Source organism: Blastococcus sp. MG754426 (assembly GCF_021699055.1).
In the GTDB taxonomy this organism is placed as follows: Bacteria; Actinomycetota; Actinomycetes; order Mycobacteriales; family Geodermatophilaceae; genus Blastococcus.
Genome location: NZ_SSXC01000003.1, coordinates 1 through 18,705 on the forward strand (window position 1 = coordinate 1; position 18,705 = coordinate 18,705).

At 76.3% G+C, this 18,705-nt stretch carries 22 protein-coding genes; 14 read left to right on the forward strand and 8 right to left on the reverse strand.

Annotated features, from left to right (window positions below; translation table 11 throughout):
* Positions 1 to 94: 94 nt before the first annotated feature.
* Positions 95 to 376: a DUF427 domain-containing protein gene (locus tag E9549_RS02360; protein WP_236824970.1), complete on the reverse strand. Its 282-nt coding sequence runs from the start codon at positions 374 to 376 to the stop codon at positions 95 to 97.
* A gap of 132 nt (positions 377 to 508) precedes the next feature.
* On the opposite strand from E9549_RS02360, the gene E9549_RS02365 reads away from it, so the two are divergent.
* Positions 509 to 739 (forward strand): hypothetical protein, encoded by a 231-nt coding sequence (locus tag E9549_RS02365; RefSeq protein ID WP_236824971.1) that lies wholly within the window; start codon positions 509 to 511, stop codon positions 737 to 739.
* A 10-nt stretch (positions 740 to 749) separates the two neighbouring features.
* On the opposite strand, the gene E9549_RS02370 is transcribed toward E9549_RS02365, so the two are convergent.
* Positions 750 to 1,133, reverse strand: a complete 384-nt coding sequence (locus tag E9549_RS02370) for a PaaI family thioesterase (RefSeq protein WP_236824972.1) — start codon at positions 1,131 to 1,133, stop codon at positions 750 to 752.
* Between the two features lie 185 nt (positions 1,134 to 1,318).
* On the opposite strand from E9549_RS02370, the gene E9549_RS02375 reads away from it, so the two are divergent.
* Positions 1,319 to 1,918, forward strand: coding sequence for a hypothetical protein (locus tag E9549_RS02375; protein ID WP_236824973.1), 600 nt, complete (start codon positions 1,319 to 1,321; stop codon positions 1,916 to 1,918).
* Positions 1,919 to 1,979: 61 nt separating this feature from the next.
* Here the strand turns inward: E9549_RS02375 and E9549_RS02380 are convergent, their stop codons facing one another.
* Entirely contained in the window at positions 1,980 to 2,684 is a 705-nt protein-coding gene (locus E9549_RS02380; RefSeq protein WP_236824974.1) for a hypothetical protein, read from the reverse strand.
* A gap of 9 nt (positions 2,685 to 2,693) precedes the next feature.
* Positions 2,694 to 2,939 (reverse strand): hypothetical protein, encoded by a 246-nt coding sequence (locus tag E9549_RS02385; RefSeq protein ID WP_236824975.1) that lies wholly within the window; start codon positions 2,937 to 2,939, stop codon positions 2,694 to 2,696.
* Positions 2,940 to 3,033: 94 nt separating this feature from the next.
* Between E9549_RS02385 and E9549_RS02390 the strand changes: the two genes are divergently transcribed.
* The 6 genes from E9549_RS02390 (at position 3,034) to E9549_RS02415 (ending at position 9,127) form a co-directional block, all read left to right on the forward strand.
* Positions 3,034 to 4,041 (forward strand): iron ABC transporter substrate-binding protein, encoded by a 1,008-nt coding sequence (locus E9549_RS02390; protein ID WP_236824976.1) that lies wholly within the window; start codon positions 3,034 to 3,036, stop codon positions 4,039 to 4,041.
* A 107-nt stretch (positions 4,042 to 4,148) separates the two neighbouring features.
* Positions 4,149 to 5,651 (forward strand): iron ABC transporter permease, encoded by a 1,503-nt coding sequence (locus E9549_RS02395; protein ID WP_236824977.1) that lies wholly within the window; start codon positions 4,149 to 4,151, stop codon positions 5,649 to 5,651.
* On the forward strand, positions 5,648 to 6,757 hold the full coding sequence (locus E9549_RS02400) for an ABC transporter ATP-binding protein (protein WP_236824978.1): 1,110 nt from the start codon (positions 5,648 to 5,650) through the stop codon (positions 6,755 to 6,757). Before E9549_RS02395 ends, E9549_RS02400 begins: the two co-directional genes overlap by 4 nt.
* A 20-nt stretch (positions 6,758 to 6,777) precedes the next feature.
* Positions 6,778 to 7,581: an aldolase gene (locus tag E9549_RS02405; RefSeq protein ID WP_236824979.1), complete on the forward strand. Its 804-nt coding sequence runs from the start codon at positions 6,778 to 6,780 to the stop codon at positions 7,579 to 7,581.
* Positions 7,578 to 8,429: an NAD(P)-dependent oxidoreductase gene (locus E9549_RS02410; RefSeq protein WP_236824980.1), complete on the forward strand. Its 852-nt coding sequence runs from the start codon at positions 7,578 to 7,580 to the stop codon at positions 8,427 to 8,429. Before E9549_RS02405 ends, E9549_RS02410 begins: the two co-directional genes overlap by 4 nt.
* Positions 8,426 to 9,127, forward strand: coding sequence for a glycosyltransferase (locus tag E9549_RS02415; protein ID WP_236824981.1), 702 nt, complete (start codon positions 8,426 to 8,428; stop codon positions 9,125 to 9,127). The genes E9549_RS02410 and E9549_RS02415 overlap by 4 nt, the downstream gene beginning before the upstream one ends.
* 11 nt (positions 9,128 to 9,138) lie before the next feature.
* Here E9549_RS02415 and E9549_RS02420 read toward each other — a convergent pair whose 3' ends face one another.
* Positions 9,139 to 10,593 (reverse strand): glycosyltransferase family 39 protein, encoded by a 1,455-nt coding sequence (locus E9549_RS02420; RefSeq protein WP_236824982.1) that lies wholly within the window; start codon positions 10,591 to 10,593, stop codon positions 9,139 to 9,141.
* Complete coding sequence (locus E9549_RS02425) at positions 10,590 to 11,102, reverse strand: GNAT family N-acetyltransferase (RefSeq protein WP_236824983.1); 513 nt, start codon at positions 11,100 to 11,102, stop codon at positions 10,590 to 10,592. The genes E9549_RS02420 and E9549_RS02425 overlap by 4 nt, the downstream gene beginning before the upstream one ends.
* 106 nt (positions 11,103 to 11,208) lie before the next feature.
* Between E9549_RS02425 and E9549_RS02430 the strand changes: the two genes are divergently transcribed.
* Positions 11,209 to 11,478 (forward strand): hypothetical protein, encoded by a 270-nt coding sequence (locus E9549_RS02430; RefSeq protein WP_236824984.1) that lies wholly within the window; start codon positions 11,209 to 11,211, stop codon positions 11,476 to 11,478.
* 457 nt (positions 11,479 to 11,935) lie between these two features.
* Here the strand turns inward: E9549_RS02430 and E9549_RS02435 are convergent, their stop codons facing one another.
* Complete coding sequence (locus E9549_RS02435) at positions 11,936 to 12,205, reverse strand: DUF2277 domain-containing protein (protein ID WP_236824985.1); 270 nt, start codon at positions 12,203 to 12,205, stop codon at positions 11,936 to 11,938.
* A 76-nt stretch (positions 12,206 to 12,281) separates the two neighbouring features.
* On the opposite strand from E9549_RS02435, the gene E9549_RS02440 reads away from it, so the two are divergent.
* The 5 genes from E9549_RS02440 to eutC all read left to right on the forward strand — a co-directional run bounded on the left by E9549_RS02440 (position 12,282) and on the right by eutC (position 17,376).
* Entirely contained in the window at positions 12,282 to 12,683 is a 402-nt protein-coding gene (locus E9549_RS02440) for a hypothetical protein (RefSeq protein ID WP_236824986.1), read from the forward strand.
* An 81-nt stretch (positions 12,684 to 12,764) separates the two neighbouring features.
* The gene (locus E9549_RS02445) at positions 12,765 to 13,664 is read left to right on the forward strand and encodes an SDR family oxidoreductase (RefSeq protein WP_236824987.1); all 900 of its coding nucleotides are present in this window, start codon (positions 12,765 to 12,767) and stop codon (positions 13,662 to 13,664) included.
* Positions 13,665 to 13,775: 111 nt separating this feature from the next.
* A complete protein-coding gene (eat, locus tag E9549_RS02450) occupies positions 13,776 to 15,239 on the forward strand; it encodes an ethanolamine permease (RefSeq protein ID WP_236824988.1) in 1,464 nt (487 codons plus the stop codon).
* Positions 15,236 to 16,651, forward strand: coding sequence for an ethanolamine ammonia-lyase subunit EutB (locus E9549_RS02455; RefSeq protein ID WP_236824989.1), 1,416 nt, complete (start codon positions 15,236 to 15,238; stop codon positions 16,649 to 16,651). Before eat ends, E9549_RS02455 begins: the two co-directional genes overlap by 4 nt.
* On the forward strand, positions 16,648 to 17,376 hold the full coding sequence (eutC, locus tag E9549_RS02460) for an ethanolamine ammonia-lyase subunit EutC (RefSeq protein WP_236824990.1): 729 nt from the start codon (positions 16,648 to 16,650) through the stop codon (positions 17,374 to 17,376). Before E9549_RS02455 ends, eutC begins: the two co-directional genes overlap by 4 nt.
* On the opposite strand, the gene E9549_RS23955 is transcribed toward eutC, so the two are convergent.
* Complete coding sequence (locus E9549_RS23955) at positions 17,373 to 18,677, reverse strand: PP2C family protein-serine/threonine phosphatase (RefSeq protein ID WP_236824991.1); 1,305 nt, start codon at positions 18,675 to 18,677, stop codon at positions 17,373 to 17,375. The genes eutC and E9549_RS23955 overlap by 4 nt on opposite strands.
* Between the last annotated feature and the right edge of the window lie 28 nt (positions 18,678 to 18,705).

Genomic DNA, 18,705 nt, shown 5'->3' on the forward strand with positions numbered 1-18,705 from the left:
ACGATCTTGGCCTGGTAACCGTGATCGTCCAGCTCAGAAGCACCCTCTTCTCGTTGCCACACCGATCACCCGCTCAGGACCGGTGGATTCAGGCTCAGCGCACCTCGACGCCCCGCCAGAACGCCACCCGGTCGGTGATCTCGCGCGCGGCCGTCTCGGGCTCGGGGTAGAACCAGGCGGCGTCGGGGTTCTGCTGCCCGTCGACCTCCAGGGTGAAGTAGGAGGCGGTGCCCTTCCAGGGGCAGACGGTGTGCGTCTCCGAGGGGCGGAGCACGTCGGCCCGGACGGAGCCACGGGGGAAGTAGGCGTTGCCCTCGACGGTGACGATGTCGTCGGACTCGGCGATGACGACGCCGTTCCAGGTAGCGGTGGTCATGCCCCGATGGTCCTCCGCCCGGCCTCGCCGCGCCGGTCGCGATCGAGGGGCGTGACCCGCGACGGCGTGGGCATGGAGGAGGGGGTGACCGCCCGGTCACCGACCCCGATCCGGACCACAGGAGGACCTCCCATGGCGCAGCCCCACCAGCAGGGTGCCGACGACCGGGGCGAGGGCAGCCCGAAGGGCAGGCGGCTCGGCCGGGTGCTGATCCCGCTGGGCATCCTGCTGGTGATCCTCGGCATCTTCACCTACATCCTGGTCGTCACCCTGGGCAGCACCGAGGACGAGGACGAGCTCTTCGAGAACGAGGGCGCGGCGGCCGCCGTGGTGCTGGAGCTGCCGGCCCCGCCGGCCGGCTGATCTCCCGCGGTCAGGAGTGCAGCAGGGCGAAGGTCGCCACGGCGTGCACGAGGGCCTTGCCGTCCTGCTCCACGTCGGCCTCGCACACCGTGAGGTGCTCCCCGCGGGTGCGCAGCCGGGCGGTCACCTGCACCGGTCCGGTGGTGCCCGGGCGCAGGTAGGTCACCGTCAGCTGGCTGGTCGCGGGCACCTCGCCGTCGTCGGTGGTGGTGCGCACCGCCTGGCCCATCGCGGTGTCGACCAGCGTCGCCAGCACCCCGCCGTGCAGCGTCCCGGCCGGGTTGAGGTGCTCCTCGCCCACCTCGAACGCCATCCGGGCGGCGCCCTCCCCGTCCGGCTCGGGCCGGGCGCCCAGCCGCTCGGCGAACCCGTTGGAGGCCGTGTCGTCGCTCATCCCCGGCGGCTACCCCGGCGCGGGCAGGTGCACGCCCCGGCGCGCGGGGCGGCCGGGACGGGGCGTGGGCGCGCTGCCCGTCGTGACCCGTCCGGGGCACCGGCCCCGTCCAGCCGCCCAACGGTGCCACCCCGATGGGCGAGGATCCGTGCGTACGCACGACGTCCAGCGATCCAGGAGCACCCATGAGCCACCCCGGGAACGGCCCGGACCAGAACCCGTCCGGCCAGCAGCCGGGCCAGCCCGGGCCGTCCGGCCAGCCGGGTCAGCCCGGTCAGCCGGCTCCGCACGGTCAGCCGGAGCAGCCGGGCCCGCACGGCCAGCCCGGTCAGCCGTACCAGCCCTTCGACCAGGCCGGCCAGCAGCCGTACCAGCCCGGCCAGCAGCCGTACCAGCCCGGCGGCGGCTGGGTGCCGCCGGAGGGCGGCGCGACGCCGTGGGGTCAGCCGGACCGGAAGGGCAGCACGGCCAAGAAGGTCCTCCTGGCCGTGGGCGGTGTCCTGGTCGCCCTCGTCGCCGTCGGCCTGCTGTTCGACATGCTCGGCGGCGGTGACCCCGAGGTCGGCGACTGCGTGGCCAACCTCGCCGGCGAGGAGGTCGAGACCGTCGAGTGCGACGCCGCCGAGGCCGAGGCCCGCATCGTCGGCATCGACGAGCAGGAGCTGAACTACGCGGACTTCCTCGCCCAGGACGTCTGCCTCGACTTCGAGTCCGCCGTCGGGGCCATCTGGGTGGGTGCCGACGAGGCCGAGCCCGGCACGATCTACTGCGCCGAGCCGGTCTGATCCCTCCGCGCCACCGGGTGCCCCGCCGGTCCGCCGGCGGGGCACCCGTCGTCCCGGGCGGTCACCCCTGCTGCGCGGCGGGGTCCTCGCCGCCCCGGCGCTCCAGGTAGAAGGCGCCGAGCGCGCCGGCCAGCGTGGCGAAGACCGCCACGGAGTAGGTCGCCAGGGCGACGTCGAGGACGCGCGCCAGCCCGCCGTCGGCCGTGAGCGGCTGCCCGACGATCGTGGCCAGGGCGGCGTCGTAGAGCGCGGTGCCGTAGGACTCGTAGGCGCCGAGCACGTACAGCAGCTGGCTGGTCGCCAGCACGACGACGGTCGTCACCGCACCGAGCCAGCCGATCCGGCCGCTGAGCAGGCGCCCCGCCGACCGCGACCCGCGGACCGCCGCGGACACCACGCCCCCGACCCGCGCCGCGCGCAGCAGCGTCAGCGCGCGGGCGAACCGCAGGAACGGCACCGCGAGGAAGACGACCTGCCACCAGTTGCGCTGCCAGAACCGGCGCTGGTCGCGGGCGGTGACCGCCCGGTGCACGAATTCCGCGACGAACACCGCCCACAGCACCCAGCCGACCACGCTCAGCGTGGTGGTCAGCCAGGGCTGCCGCGCCAGCGACTGGCCCAGGACGACGAGCACGAACACCAGCCCGAGCGCGCCCATCGGCTTGTCCAGCCGCCGGGCCAGCCCCGTCCGCTCCGGGGTGTCGTCGGCCTCGGGGACGGAGGCGCCGGCGGGCCGGTCCGGGCGGTCGGGGTGCGGGGGCTGCATCGACGTCCCCTACCCCGTGCGCGCGGCGGTGCCTCCCGGATCAGGGCAGCCGGGTGCGCGCCTCGGCGACGTGCTCGGTGCGGCCGCCGGGGCCGGGGCCACGACCTCCGGGCGGCTGGCCAGCAACCCGCCGAGGCGCCAGTCGCCGGGCGTGGTGGTGGCGGCGAGCGCCTCCAGCCGGTCCGCGGCCTCGCGCAGCAGCGCCGCGTCGCCCGCCGGTGGGTCGTGGGGCTCCTCGCGGGTGCCGGTGCGCATGACATCACGATCGCAGCCCGGTGGGGACGGGCGGCTCGTCCCCCGCGGGACCGGCATGCTTAGGTGTGCCTCACCTACCTCGAGGAGGACCTCAGTGACCAGGCTCGGGCGAGCGACCGCCGCCGTCTCCACCCTCACCCTCGCGGCATCCCTGGCCGCGTGCGGATCCGACGCGGACACGCTGACCGTCTACAGCGCCCAGCACGAGAGCCTGGTCCGCGCGATGCTCGAGGACTTCACCGAGGAGACGGGCATCGAGCTCGAGTTCCGCGACGCCAACGACTCGGAGCTGGCCAACCAGATCATCGAGGAGGGCGAGGCCTCGCCGGCCGACGTCTTCCTCACCGAGAACAGCCCGGCCATCTCGGCGGTGGACGAGGCAGGGCTGCTCGCGCCGCTGGACCAGGCCACCCTGGACCAGGTCGACGAGCAGTTCCGGCCGTCCTCGGGCAACTGGGTGGGCTTCGCCGCCCGATCGACGACGCTGATCTACAACCCCGCGGAGATCGGCGAGGAGGAGCTGCCGGCCTCGATGCTCGACCTGGCCGACCCCGCCTGGGCCGGCCGCGTGGGGATCGCCGCCGGTGGTGCCGACTTCCAGGCGATCGTCAGCGCCGTGCTCGAGCTCGAGGGCGAGGAAGCGACCCGGGACTGGCTCGCGGGGCTCGAGGACAACGCCGAGATCTACGCGAGCAACACCGCGATCATGAAGGCGGTCGACGAGGGCGAGGTCCCGGTCGGCATCACGTACCACTACTACTGGTTCCGTGACCAGGCCCAGGACGGCCTCATCGGCGACGACGCCGCGCTGCACTACTTCCGCAACCAGGACGCGGGCGCCTTCCTCAGCACGTCGGGTGCGGGGGTGCTCGCCTCCTCCGACCAGCCGGAGCAGGCCCAGCAGCTGGTCGCGTACCTCACCGGCCGCACCGCGCAGGAGCGGCTCGCCGGCAGCAGCGCCCTCGAGTACGCCGTCGGGACGGGTGTCGCCTCCGCCGAGGCGCTGCCGCCGCTGGCGGACCTGCAGGCGCCGCCCGTCGACCCGGGGACCCTCGACTCCCGGCGGGTCACCGAGCTGATGCAGGAAGTGGGGCTGCTCTGACCCCTCCCGTGCCCGTCACCGCGAGCCCCGGAGCACCGGCCCCGCCGGCGCCCCGGGGCTCCGGCGCGTCCGCGAGCCGTGGGCGGCGACCGCTGCGCCGGTCGCCGGTGACCGTCGCGCTGGCCGCCTGCGTCGCCGCGCTGGCGCTGCTGCCGCTGATCCACATCGCGGGGTACACCGCCGACGTCGGCTGGTCGGGGGTCCGCGAGCTCGTGCTCCGGCCGCGGGTCGCCGAACTGCTCTGGAACACCACCCGCCTCGCCGCGGGCACGGTCGCTGTCTGCGCGGTCCTGGGCGTCGGTGCCGCCTGGTTGGTGGCGCGCTCGTCGGTGCCCGGGCGGCGCACGTGGCACGTGCTGCTGGTGGCGCCGCTGGCCGTACCGGCGTTCGTGAACAGCTTCGCGTGGATCTCCCTGCTGCCGGGCCTGGACACCTACGCCGGCGCGTTGCTGGTGGTCTCGCTGTCCTACTTCCCCTTCGTCTACCTGCCCGTGGTCGCGGCGTTCCGCGGCCTGGACCCCGCGTTGGAGGAGACGGCCCGCGGGCTGGGCCTGTCCGGCTGGGCGGTCTTCCGGCGGGTGCAGCTGCCGCAGCTGCGCGTGGCGCTGCTGGGCGGCTGCCTGCTCGTGGCGCTGCACGTGCTCGCCGAGTTCGGGGCGCTGCAGATGCTGCGCTACCCGACCTTCACCACCGCCATCTACGACCAGTACCGGGCCACCTTCAACGGCCCGGCGGCCACCATGCTGGCCGGTGTCCTGGTGCTGCTCTGCCTCCTGCTGCTGCTGGCCGAGGTCCGGTTGCGGGGGCACCGCGGCTACGCCGGCACCGGGCGGGGTGCGGTCCGTCCGGCCCCGCCGGTGCGGCTGCGGGCCCTGACCGCGCCGGCGCTGGTGGCGCTCGCCGGGCTCGTCGCCCTGGCGCTGCTGGTCCCCCTCGGCGCACTGGCCTACTGGCTGGCCGGTGGGACGCCGGCCGGCCCCGACTGGGGAGACCTCGCCGCGACGACGGGGACCACGCTGGCCCTGGCCGCCGCTGCGGCGGCGCTCACCACCGCCATGGCCCTGCCCACCGGGTGGCTGGCCGTCCGCGCCCGGGGACGCACGGCCACGCTCCTGGAACGGGCCACGTACCTGGGCAGCTCGCTGCCGGGCATCGTCGTCGCCCTGGCGCTGGTCACGCTGAGCATCCGGGTCACGCCGTGGCTGTACCAGACGGTCCCGGTGCTGCTGGCCGCGTACGCGATCCTCTTCCTGCCCCGGGCGATCGTCCCCGTCCGCGCGGCGGTCGAGCAGTCCCCACCGCTCTACGACGACGTCGCCGCCTCCCTGGGCTCCTCCGGCGTCGACCGGCTGCGCCGCGTCACGCTGCCGCTGCTCGCGCCCGGTCTCGGCGCCGGCGCGGCCCTGGTGTTCCTGGCGGTGGTCACCGAGCTCACCGCCACGCTGCTGCTCGCGCCCACCGGCACCGCCACCCTCGCGACCGCGTTCTGGTCGGCCAGCAGCGCGCTCGCCTACGGTGCGGCCGCCCCGTACGCGGCCGTGATGGTGCTGCTGTCCGCCCCGGCCACCGTCCTGCTGTCCCGCCACACCCGACGAGGTCCGACCCCATGAGCTCCCTCACCGTGACCGGCCTGACCAAGGCGTTCGGCGCCACCCCGGTGCTCACCGGGGTGGACCTCCACGTGCCGGCCGGCGGGTTCACCGCCCTGCTCGGCCCCTCGGGCTGCGGCAAGACGACGCTGCTGCGGCTGGTCGCCGGCTTCGACGAACCCGACAGCGGCACCGTCGCCGTCGGTGACCGGGTCGTGGCCGGTGCCGGCCGGGGCGTGCCCGCCCGGCAGCGGGGGATCGGCTTCGTGCCGCAGGAGGGCGGGTTGTTCCCCCACCTGAGCGTCGCCGGCAACATCACCTTCGGCCTGCCCCGCCGCCGGCGCGCCGACCGGGGGCGGGTGGCCGAGCTGCTGGCCCTGGTCGGGCTGGACGCCGACCTGGCGGACCGGGCGCCGCACCAGCTCTCCGGCGGCCAGCAGCAGCGGGTCGCCCTCGCCCGGGCGCTGGCCCCGGAGCCGGCGCTGGTCCTCCTCGACGAGCCGTTCTCGTCCCTGGACGCCGCGCTGCGGGAGGACACCCGGCGGGCCGTCCTCGCCGCGCTCGCCGCCGCCGGGGCGACAGCCGTGCTGGTCACCCACGACCAGGCCGAGGCGCTGTCGATGGCCGACCAGGTGGCGGTCCTCCGCGGCGGCCGGCTGGTGCAGCTGACCGATCCGCGCACCCTCTACCGGCGGCCGGCCGACCTCGACGTGGCCGCCTTCGTGGGGGAGTCGGTGGTCCTCGACGCCGAGATCCGGGGGGGCCGCGCGCTCTGCGTCCTCGGCGCGCTCCCGGTCGACGGCGTCGCGGCCGACGGGCCCGCCCGGGTCCTGCTGCGCCCGGAGCAGCTGCGCCTCGGGCCACCGCTCGGCGCGGGTGCGCGGGCGCTGGTGCACGCCGTCGACTTCTACGGCCACGACTCCCGGGTGTGGCTGACGCTGGCCGGCGGCGGGACGGTGACCGCGCGGCTGGAGGGTACGCAGCTCCCGGCGGTCGGGCAGGAGGTCACCATCGAGGTGGCAGGTGCGGCGCTGACCTTCCCGGCCGGTGCCCGAGCCGCACGGCCGGTCCTCGCCGACCCCGCGATCTCGGGGACGCGCCGCGACCCGGCCGCGCGCGCAGGTTAGGAAAGCCTAAGCTGACGCGCATGGACCTGTTCCTCTTCACCGTCGACCCGCAGTGGGGGCGCGACGTCGTGGCTGCCGGTGCCGCCGGGATCGTCGTCGACTGGGAGCGGCGCGGCAAGCTGCGGCGTCAGGAGGGGGAGGGCACCCAGGTCAACGAGGACACCCCCGAGGACCTGACGCGCGTGCGGGCGGCGACCCCGGGGCGCGTGCTCTGCCGGATCAACGGCTTCGGGCCGTGGACGGCCGGCGAGGTGGCCGATGCGATCGCCCGCGGGGCCGACGAGCTGCTGCTGCCCATGGTGCGTTCCAGCGAGGAGGTGGACCGGACCCTCGACCTCGTCGCGGGCCGGTGCGGCCTGGGCATCCTGGTGGAGACCCAGGACGCGGTGGACCGGGCGGCGGAGCTGGCGCGGCGCCCCCTCTCGCGGATCTACGTCGGGCTGAACGACCTGCGGATCGACCGCCGGTCCACCTCGCTGTTCGGCCCGCTCGTGGACGGCACCGTGGAGGCGGTCCGGGCCCAGGTGGCCGTGCCGTTCGGGGTGGGGGGCCTGACGCTCCCGGGCCGCGGCTTCCCGGTGCCCGGGGACCTGCTGGCCGCCGAGCTCGTCCGCATCGGCACCGAGTTCACGTTCCTGCGCCGTTCGTTCACCGCCGACATGGCCGGGCGCGACCCGTTCGTGGAGGTGCCCCGCCTGCTCCACGGTCTGGACGAGCTGCGCCGGGCCGGTGCCGAGCGCGCCACCGAGCACCGCCGGGCGTTCGTCGACGCCGTCACCGCCGCGGTGCAGGAGCCCCCGGCACGGGTGGCGCTGCCGGCGTGAGAGCCCTCGTGACCGGCGCCGGCGGCTTCGTCGGGCGGCACCTGGTGGAGCGGCTCGAGCGGGAGGGCTGGCAGGTCACCGGGCTGACCCGCCGGGACGTCGACCTGGCCGATCCGGTCGCCGGTGCGGCGGCCGTGCGCACCGCGGACCCGGACGTCGTCTTCGCGCTCGCCGCGGGCCGGGCCAAGGCCACCGCGGCGGAGCGCGCCGCCACGACCGCGGTCAACACCAGCCCCTGGCTGGTCGACGCGCTGCCCGACCGCTGCCGGGTCGTGGTCCGGCTGGGCTCGTCGACCGAGTACGCCGCCGCACCGCACCCGCTGGCGGAGGACGCCGCGCTCGAGCCGCGCGGCTTCTTCGGCGCCACCAAGGCCGCGGGCTCGCTGCTCCTCCAGGCGGCGGCGGCCGAGCGCGGGATCCGGGCGGCCGTGCTGCGCGCCTTCCAGGTGTACGGGCCGGGCGACCACCCCACCCGCCTGGTGCCGGTCGTGATGGCTGCCGCCCGCACCGGCGGCACGGTGCCGCTGCCGGCCCACCTGAGCCGGCGCGACTGGGTGTGGGTGGGGGACGTCGTCGACGCCTGCGTCCGCGCCGCGGTGGCCGACGACCTGCCCCCCGGCGCCGTGCTCAACATCGGCACCGGGGTGCAGACCGGGACCGAGGAGCTCGTGGCCACCGCCGAGCGGGTGACGGGTCGCCCGATCGCGACCGCCCCGGGCGCGCACCCCGGGCGCGGCTGGGACACCGCCGACTGGGTCTGCGACCCGGCGCTGGCCCGGCGGCTGCTGGGCTGGACCCCCGAGGTCGACCTGGCCGACGGCCTGGCCCGGACGTGGGCCGCCGGGTGACCGCCCGCGGGGAGGCGGGCCCCCCGGTGGCGGTCGTCGTCCCCGTGCACGGCAACGAGGCGACCCTCGTCGAGCTCGCGGACCGGCTCGGTGCGGCGCTCGCCGGCCGGCCGTGGCGGCTGCGGCTGGTCGTCGACGCCTCGCCCGACGCCAGCGCCGCCGTGGCGCGCTCCCTCGCCGCCGCGGACGCCCGGATCGCCGTCACCGAGCTCGCGGTGAACGTCGGGCAGCACGCGGCCCTGGCGCACGGGCTCGCCGAGGAGGCCGCCGCTGACGTCTGGGTCTGCCTGGACGCCGACCTCCAGGACCCGCCGGAGGCGGTGCCGCTGCTGCTCGACCGGCTCGCGGCCGGGGACGTGGCGGCGGTCTTCGCCGGGCGGCGCGGCCGCTACGAGTCGCCGCTGCGGCGGCTCACCGGCACGCTCCACCGGCGCGTGGCGGGCAGGCTGACCGGCCTTCCACCGGACGCGGGCGCCTTCCTGGCCATGGGCCCGGCCGTGCGCGCCGCCGTCGTCACCGCCGTCCGCGAGCAGGGGGCGCCGAGCGTGGTCCTCGCCGTCGGTCGCGCGGGCCGGCCGGTCGCGAGCGTGCCTGTCGTCCGGGACCGGCGGCCGGTGGGCCGGTCGGCCTGGACCGCCCGTGCCCGGCTGCGGCAGTCGCTGGGATCGCTGGCCTGGGCGGTGCGGGCCCGCCGCTGACGCCGAGGCGTTCAGCGGGTCCAGAGCTGCAGGACCAGGTGGGTCCTGGTCGCGGGGAAGTCGTACTGCTCGGCCATGCGCAGGCCCGCCGCGCGGAGGATGCCGTCGTCGTCGGTGGGCTCGGGCTCGCCGTCGATCAGGCGGCGGACGAGCCACACCCGCTCGGCGTCGGCCGGCGCGTCCTCCGGCGGCAGGACGACGTCCGGGCGGAGCCGGGGGGCGAGGCCGCGGACGTAGTGGTCCAGGCCGGTCGCCGACCGCTGGTCGGCGGCGACGACCGGCTCGCCCGGTGCGTGCACCTGCGCCAGCACCGCGACCAGGTCGTCGGCCCGTTCCCGCGGGCCGCGGTCGGCCAGCGGGGCGGAGGCGAGGAGGGCGCAGGCCAGCAGCAGCGCGCTCACCGGCACCCGGGCCGGCCGCGGCAGCGACATCGCGCCGGCCGCCGCCAGCACTCCCAGCCCGAGCAGCCCGACCAGCAGGTAGCGGGGGTGGTAGACCGGCCGCGCCAGCTCCGCGACCAGCAGCAGGGCCAGCGGGACCAGCAGCCAGCAGGCCCCCACCACCCGCGCACCGGTGGCCCGGACGGCGCCGACCACGGCCAGCCCCGCTGCCAGGTACAGCAGCGGGTTGCTGCCGCCGGCCCACGCCTCGGCGGCCCGCAGGAGGAACTCCCCGTCGGTGTCGGTCAGGTGCTCGGCGTTGCGCGCGCCGGTGCCGTTGAGCACGGCCAGGGTCACGAAGCCGACCGCGGGAAGGGTGGCCAGCGCGCCGGTGAGCACGACCGGCACCGCCCGCCGGCGGCGCAGCACCGCGGCTGCGACGACGAACGCGGCGAGCACCGTGACCGCGTACCAGTGGGCCAGGCCCATCCCGGCGCCGGCGAGCCCGAACAGCAGCAGTCCGCGAGGTGGCTCCTGCAGCCAGCGCACCAGCCCCAGGAGCGCGCCCCCGGTGGCGAGGACGGCGAGCCCGTAGCTGCGTGCCTCGACCGAGTGCTCGAGCAGCAGCGGGCTGGCCGCGAGCACCAGGCCCGCCAGCACCCCGGTGGCCCGGCCCGCCAGGCGGGTGAGGGTCCGGGTGATCAGCGCGAGGCCGCCGGCCGTCGCCAGGAGGGAGAGGACGCGGAGGGAGGTGTCCCCGCCGAGGCCCGGCAGGGACACCCACAGGTGCGTGACCAGGTAGTACGGGGCGTTGTAGGACGGCGGCACCCCGGCCAGGTAGCTGGCGGTGCCCTCGCCGGTGGCGATCGCGGTCAGGATGTCGCCCAGCGGCAGGCGGGCCACCTCGGCGGTGAATAACTCGTCGAACCACAGCCCGTGGCCGGGGAGCAGCAGCCAGCCGCCGAGCAGCCCGATGAGCGCCGCGGGCAGGAGCTCCACCGGCGACCAGCGGACCGGCGCCACGGGAGCCCGGTCGCGGCCGCCCGTGGTCCGGGCCGCCGCGGTCGCCTCGGTCGCCGTGCTCACCCCAGCAGGTTAGGCGACCCTTCGTCGGCACCCGGGGACGACGCCGTCACGCGGCCGGCCTCGCGCCGCATCGGGACGTGCGGGATGCCGTCCTCCAGGTAACCCGGCCCGCTCCGGCGGAAGCCGAAGCGGCCGTACCACTCCTCGAGGTGGGCCTGCGCCCCCATCGTCAGCGGCCCGTCGCCGTAGCTGGCCACCGCGGCCTCGATGAGCCGCCCGGCGAGCCCACGCCCGCGGGCCCCCGCGGCGGTGGAGACCCGGCCGACGGCCCGGGTCGCGCCGTCGTCCAGCACGCGGATGGTCGCAAGCACCTCGCCGTCCTGCTCGAACCAGAGGTGCTCGGTGGTGGGTTCGACGTCCCGGCCGTCCAGCTCCGGGTAGGGGCACTCCTGCTCCACCACGAAGACGTCGACGCGCAGCCGGCACAGGGCGTAGACCTCGAAGGGCGACAGATCGGCGAACCGGGCGCGGCGCAGCACGGGTTCGGGGGCGGTCCCGGCGGAGGTCATGCAGCAGTTGTAGCCGGGGGAGGCCGCCGCACCGGCGCGCGGGGGTCGGGCGGGGGAAACTCCGGGCACCGGGGAGTGGGGCACGGCCGCGGGGTAGGGGCAGGGCATGTCGATGATGGACCCCCTGGACCCCTTCTCCGGCCGCGAGGCCGACGACGGCATCCCCGCCGCCGACCCCGGTGCGGGTGCGCCGCCGACCGCCGAGGGCTTCGGCGAGCCGGGTGGGGCGCCCGATCCGCCGGAGGAGACCGCCGGAACGCCGGCGGACCCCGCCGGATCGCCCGTGGACGTCGCCGGTCAGGACGCCGGCTCCGCCGACGACCCGGGCTTCCGGACGCCGGACCCGCACGACGTGGGCCCCACGACGGAGAACTGAGCGGCCCCGGGCCGTCAGCCGCTCACCGCGGCGACGGCCCGGTCCACCAGCTGGACGTGGCCCACCGCCCGGAAGGTGGCGCCCGCCAGGACGGGCCCGCCCACGGTCACCGCGACCGAGCTGACCGGGTGCCGGCGCGCGTGCTGCCACGCCTCCTGCGCCCTGCATCCGAAGCTGGTGGAGGAGCGGCGGGCCCGGGCGAACTCGGTCGACCACGGGCCGCTGCGCGCAGCGCGGTGCCGTGTGCCGCAGCGGGGCGGAGCCGCTGATCACTTGTGCGAGTAGCGCTGTGCCCAGGCTGCCTGGCTCGCGTTGTGCCCACCCCGGCGGGGCAGAGCGCGACTACCCGGGGGCACAGAGGCAGAGCGTGCCGGGGCAGGTGCTGCGCCCCGGCGCCGACAGCCTGCCGAGCCCCGCAGGTGCGCCGGCACCGGGACGGACTCCGCCGTCGCGGCGATCAGGTTCCGTAGCGTGCGGCGGACCGGGCGCGCGCCTTGGTGGCCTCCACCTCCCGGTCCTTCGGCGGCGCGGTCGTGACCAGGGCGTCGAGCAGCCGGGCGGAGGCGGCGGCCACCTCGGCGACGGCCTGCTCGAACACCTCGGCGTACGCCCGGGACGGCTTGGTGGTGCCGCTGATCTTGCGCACGTACTGCAGGGCCGCGGCGTGGATCTCCTCATCGGCGGCCGGTGGTGCGAAGTTGGCCAGCGGGCGGATGTTCCGGCACATGCGGGGCAGCGTAGGGGCGGATCCGTCCGGCGGGGCGGGCGCGGCGCACGCTCCTGGGGGAGCGGAGGAGGACGCGGTGGCGGTGCTGCTGGTGGACGTGGCCAACGTGGTCGGCGCACGCCCCGACGGCTGGTGGCGGGACCGTGCCGGGGCGGCCACCCGGCTGCTGGACCGGCTGGCCGGCCTCGCGGGCAGCACGGTGCCCGGCCCCGACGGGCAGGAGCTGCCCGGCACCCGGGTGATCGCCGTCGTCGAGGGCCGGGCCCGGGACGTGCCGGCGCCCGACGGGGTGGCGGTGGTGCGCGCGCCCGGCAGCGGGGACGACGCCCTCGCCGCGACCGCCGCCGAGCTCGCGGGAGCCGGTGAGGAGGTGCTCGTGGTGACCGCCGACCGGGGGCTGCGTGCCCGGCTGCCCGGCGGCATCGCCGTGACCGGGCCGGGCTGGCTGCTGGCCGAACTGGACCGGCGCACCGCATGACCGCGGGGTCGGTCGGGTAGCCGGTTGCGGACAACCGGTGTCCTCGGGCACCGGCCGCCGCCGCAGCGAGGAGCACCCCCCGTGCCGATCCCCGACCCCAGCGGGTCACCCCTCACCGTGCTGATCACCGGCGCGTCCAGCGGCATCGGCCGGGCGACGGCGCTGCGGCTGGCCGGCCGCGGCGCGAACCTGGTGCTGGTCGCCCGCGGCCGGTCGGCGCTGGAGGAGACCGCCGAGGAGCTGCGCGCCGCCGGTGCCGCGGCCGTGACGGTCTGCCCGGCCGACGTCCTCGACGAGGAGGGGATCGCCGCGGTCGTCGCCGCCGCGGTGCGCGAGTTCGGCCGCCTCGACGTCGTCGTGCACTCCGCCCAGGTGATGGCCTACGGCCGGATCGAGGACGTCCCCAAGGAGGTGTACGAGCGCGTCGTCGACACCTCGCTGCACGGCACCGCGACGCTGGCCCGGCACGTCCTGCCGGTCTTCCGCCGGCAGCGCGGCGGTCACCTGGTGATCGTCAACTCGCTGCTGGGCACCGTGACGACTCCCGTGCTGGGCAGCTACGCCGTCGCCAAGTGGGGTCAGCTGGCGCTGGCCCGGGTGCTGCAGCAGGAGACCCGGGACGAGCCGGGGATCTCCGTCTCCGTGGTGCACCCGGGCGGTGTCAACACGCCGATCTACTACCAGGGGGCCTCGTACGCCGGCTCGACCGGCCGCCCGCCCCCGCCGGTCTACTCCGCGGCGCGGGTGGCCCGCCGGGTGCTCGCCACGGTGGACCGCCCGCGCCGGGCCGTGCAGGCCGGCGCGTTCAACCACGTCGTCACGGCGGGGTTCCGGTTGCTGCCCGGGCTCTACGACCGGCTCGTCGAGCCGCTGCTGCGCACCTTCGCCCTGGCCGGGGACGACGCGCCGCCCACCGAGGGCAACGTGTTCCGGTCGCGGCCCGAGGGCAACGCCGTCGAGGGGCGCTGGCGCAGCATCTGAGGCGGGCGTGTGAACAGCCTGTTCCGTCCCGTCGCAGGGCATTGCCCCGGCGACGGCGCCGGGCCAGGCTGACCCCACCCGACCTGCGGGGGCTCACCCGGAGGCCGGCCCATGACCGCGGAACCGCAGGAACACCACCCCCGGCCGGTCGCCCGGCACGGCGTGGAGGCCGAGACGGTGGAGGCCGGCTACCACCAGAAGCGGCAGCTGCGCACCGGCACCGCCGGCTGGGTGCTGCTGGCCGGTCTCGGCGTCGCCGCGGTCATCTCCGGGGACTACGCGGGCTGGAACTTCGGCCTGGCCGAGGGCGGTTTCGGCGGCTTGCTCATCGCCGTAATCCTCATGGCGGTCATGTACTCGGCCATGGTGCTCGGGCTCGCCGAGCTCGGCTCCGCCCTGCCGACGGCGGGCGGTGGCTACACCTTCGCCCGCCGGGCGCTGGGCCCCTGGGGCGGGTACGCCACCGGGGTCGCGGTGCTCATCGAGTACGCCATCGCGCCCGCCGCGATCGCCACCTTCATCGGTGCCTACGTGGAGTCGCTCGGGCTCTTCGGCATCACCGACGGCTGGTGGGTGTACCTGGCGGTGTACGCGCTGTTCATCGGCATCCACCTCATGGGCGTCGGCGAGGCGCTCTCGGTCATGCTGGTCATCGCGGGCATCGCCGTCGCCGGCCTGGTCGTGTACCTGGTGGGGGCGGTCCCGGCGTTCGACTCGGCGAACCTGCTCGACATCGCACCCACCGACGCCGCCGGCGCCTCGGACTTCCTGCCGTTCGGGCTGATGGGCATCTGGGCGGCGTTCCCGTTCGCCATCTGGTTCTTCCTGGCGGTCGAGTGCGTGCCGCTGGCCGCCGAGGAGGCCCGCGACCCCGCCCGGGCCATGCCGCGCGGCATCGTCGCGGCCATGGGCCTGCTGCTGGTGCTGGCGCTGCTCATGCTGGTCTTCACCGCGGGCGCCGGGGGCTCGGCGGCCATGTCGGCCAGCGGGAACCCGCCCGTGGAGGCGCTGGAGGTGGCCGGGTCGCCCTCGGCGCTGGTCACGGTGGTGAACTACGCCGGGCTCTTCGGCCTGGTGGCCAGCTTCTTCTCGATCATCTACGCCTACTCGCGGCAGACCTTCGCGCTCTCCCGCGCCGGGTACCTGCCGCGGGCGCTGTCGGTGACCAACGGCCGCAAGGCCCCGGTGCTGGCGCTGCTGGTGCCCGGCGCGATCGGCTTCGTCCTGTCGCTGACCGGGCAGGGCGCGATGCTGCTGAACATGGCCGTCTTCGGGGCCACCGTCTCCTACGTGCTGATGATGGTCAGCCACATCGTGCTGCGCCGCCGCGAGCCCGACCTGCCCCGCCCGTACCGGACGCCGGGCGGCACGGCGACGACCGGCGTCGCGCTGGTGCTGGCCGCCGCGGCCGTCGTCGCCACCTTCCTGGTCGACGAGGTCGCTGCGCTGTGGACGCTCGGCGCCTACGCGCTCTTCCTCGGCTACTTCGCCGTCTACAGCCGCCACCACCTGGTGGCCTCGGCACCCGAGGAGGAGTTCGAGCTGCTCGCCGCGGCCGAGGAGGAGGTGCGATGACCGTGCGGCGCACCACGCTCGGCGGGCGCACCTACGAGTTCGCCTCGCTGTCGGACCTGCTGGCCAAGGCGACGCCGGCCCGCTCCGGTGACGTGCTGGCCGGGTGCGCGGCGGAGTCGGCGGCGCAGCGGGTCGCCGCGCAGGTGGTGCTCGCCGACCTGCCGCTGGCGACCTTCCTGGAGGAGCAGGTGGTCGGCTACGAGGAGGACGACGTCACCCGGCTGATCCTCGACACGCACGACCCGGTCGCGTTCGCGCCGGTGGCCGGGCTCACCGTGGGGGAGTTCCGCGACGAGCTGCTCACCTGGGCCGCCGAGGGCGACGAGACCTCGATCAGCGCGCTGGCCCGCGGCCTGACCCCGGAGATGGTGGCGGCCACCTCGAAGCTCATGCGCAACGCCGACCTGGTGGCGGTCGGGCGGCGGGCGCGGGTGGTGACGGGCCTGCGCAGCACGCTCGGCCTGCCCGGGCGGCTGGCCTCCCGGCTGCAGCCCAACCACCCGACGGACGACCCGGTCGGGGTGACGGCGTCCATCGTCGACGGGCTGCTCCAGGGGTCCGGGGACGCGGTCATCGGCATCAACCCGGCCACCGACTCCCCGGCGCGCACGGTCGCCCTGCTGGAGCTCGTCGACGCCGTGATCCGCCGCTACGAGATCCCCACCCAGTCCTGCGTGCTCGCGCACGTGACCACCACCCTCCGCGCACTGGAGCAGGGCGCGCCGGTGGACCTGGTGTTCCAGTCGGTGGCCGGCACGCAGGCGGCCAACCGCGGCTTCGGCGTGACGCTGGACCTGCTCGCCGAGGCGCGGGCGGGCGCGCTGGAGCTCGGCCGGGGCACCGTCGGGCGCAACGTCACCTACTTCGAGACCGGGCAGGGGTCGGCGCTGTCGGCCGACGCGCACCGCGGGGTGGACGGGCGGCCGGTGGACCAGCAGACGCTCGAGTGCCGCGCCTACGCGGTGGCCCGGCACTTCGAGCCGCTGCTCGTGAACACGGTCGTGGGGTTCATCGGGCCGGAGTACCTGTACGACGGGAAGCAGGTGGTGCGAGCGGGGCTGGAGGACCACTTCTGCGGCAAGCTGCTCGGCCTGCCCATGGGCGTGGACGTCTGCTACACCAACCACGCGGAGGTCGACGCCGACGACACCGACACCCTGACCCTGCTGCTGGGGGCGGCCGGCTGCTCGTTCGTCATCGCCGTCCCGGGGTCGGACGACGTGATGCTGCACTACCAGTCGCTGTCGTTCTCCGACGTCCTCACCGCCCGGCGGGTGCTGGGCCTGCGCCCGGCACCGGAGTTCGAGGCGTGGCTGGCGCGGATGGACCTGCTGGACGCCGACGGGCGGGTGCGCACGCTGACCGCCGACGCGCCGGCGGCCAGGGCGCTGCTCGCGGCGGCCCGGCCGTGACCGTCACCGGGAACGACCCGTGGGCGGTGCTGCGGGCGGCGACCCGGGCCCGGGTCGCGCTGGGCCGGGCCGGCGACGGGCTGCCGACCGCGCGCGAGCTGGAGTTCCGGCTGGCCCACGCCGTCGCCCGCGACGCGGTGCACACGCCGCTGGACCCGGCGGTGGTGCGGGCCGGCCTCGACGGGGTGCCGGTGGTGGAGGTCCGCTCCGCGGCGGCCGACCGCGCCGAGTACCTGCAGCGGCCCGACCTCGGCCGGCGGCTGGCACCCGGGTGCGCGCTGCCCCGGGAGGGCGCCGACGTCGCCCTCGTGCTCGCCGACGGGCTCTCGCCGCGGGCGGTGCACGAGCACGGGGCCGCCCTGGTGACGGCGCTGCTGGACCGGCTGACCGGCTGGTCGGTGGGCCCGGTGGTGCTCGCGACGCAGGCGCGGGTGGCGCTCGGCGACGAGATCGGCGCGGCGCTGGGGGCGCGGGTGGTGCTCGTGCTCATCGGTGAGCGCCCGGGGCTCTCCTCGGCGGACTCCCTCGGCGTCTACCTCACCTGGGACCCGCGGCCCGGCCGGGCCGACAGCGAGCGCAACTGCGTCTCGAACGTCCGGCCGCCGCACGGGCTGGGCTACGCGGAGGCGGCCGACGTGGTGGCGCGGCTGCTGGCGTCCGCCCGCGAGCTGGGGGCCTCGGGGGTGGCGCTCAAGGACGAGGGTCCCGCGCTCCCGGCCGGTTAGCCGTCGTGCCCGCGGGTGGGCCGCGCCTCGGGGATGTCGGGGGAGAGCTCGTCGTCGTGCGGGGGCTGCTTCCACTCGACCAGCAGCAGCGACGCGTCGTCGCTGGTCCTCCCGTGCCGGGCGTCCATGAGCGCGTGCGACAGGCGGCGCACCGTCTCGGGCACCCGCAGCCCGTCCGCGCTGCTCTGCTCCAGCAGCTCGCGGAGCCGGTGCTCCCCGAACTGCTCGCCGTCGTCGAGGCGCTCCTCCACGACGCCGTCGGTGAAGAACAGGACCCGGTCCCCGGGCTGCAGCTGCACCTTCTCCGCGCCCGGCTCCCCGGTGCCCAGCCCCAGCGGGCGCGCGGTGGGACCCGGGAGCTCGTCGGCCACCCGACCGTCGCGGACGAGCAGCGCCGCCGGGTGCCCGGCGTTGACGTAGGTGAGGACGCCGTTGCGGGTGTCCAGCTGCCCGACGTGGGCGGTGGCGAACCGGCCCGGGTAGGCGGCGGCGACGACGCCGTCCATGTCCGCGCACAGCCGGGCGAGCTCGACGTCCGCGCGCCGGCCGTGGCGGTAGGCGGCGGTGACGACGGTCGACATGGTCGCGGCCTCGAGGCCGTGGCCCATGGCGTCGAAGACGGCGAGGTGCAGCGTGTGGTGGTCGTAGGCGTAGTCGAAGCAGTCGCCACCCACCTCGTAGGCCGGTTCGAGGACGCCGGCGAGGTCGAGCTCGGGGGTCTTCATCGACAGCGGGGGGAGCGTCTGCCACTGCAGCTGCGCGGCGAGGCTCATCGGCCGGGTCGTGCGCGCCTGGGCGAAGGCGTCGGTGTACTCGCTCTTGGTCACGACCAGGTCCGCGACGAGGCCGGCGAGCCGCTGGGCCAGCCGGCGGTCGTGCGCGTTGACCCGGTCGAGGGTGAAGGAGAGCACGCCGACCCGGTCCGAGCCGTCGAGCATCGGCAGGTGCAGCCGCACCGCACCGCCGCCCTCGTCGGTCTCCACCGGCTGCTCGGTGGCGAACGCCCGGCCGGCGGCGCTGCCGTCGATGGGCAGCACCTCCGCGTGCAGCCCGCGCCCGCGCAGCGGCTGGAGGGTGCGCTGGTCGTAGTCCTGGAGGTGGATGGCGACATCGCGGCAGCCGAGGCCCGCGAGCTCCTGGGCCACCAGCGGTCCGACCAGCCGGGGCGGGATCAGGTGCGCCCGGTCGAGCAGTGAGCCGAGCACCCGTTCGCCCAGGCTCTCCTCGCGCACCGCGGTGTCGTCGCGGTCGCGGAACCCCTCCGTGGGGGCCTGCTCCTCGGCGTGCTGGTCGTCGGCCACCCCCGGTGCATGCGCGGGGTGGGCGGGG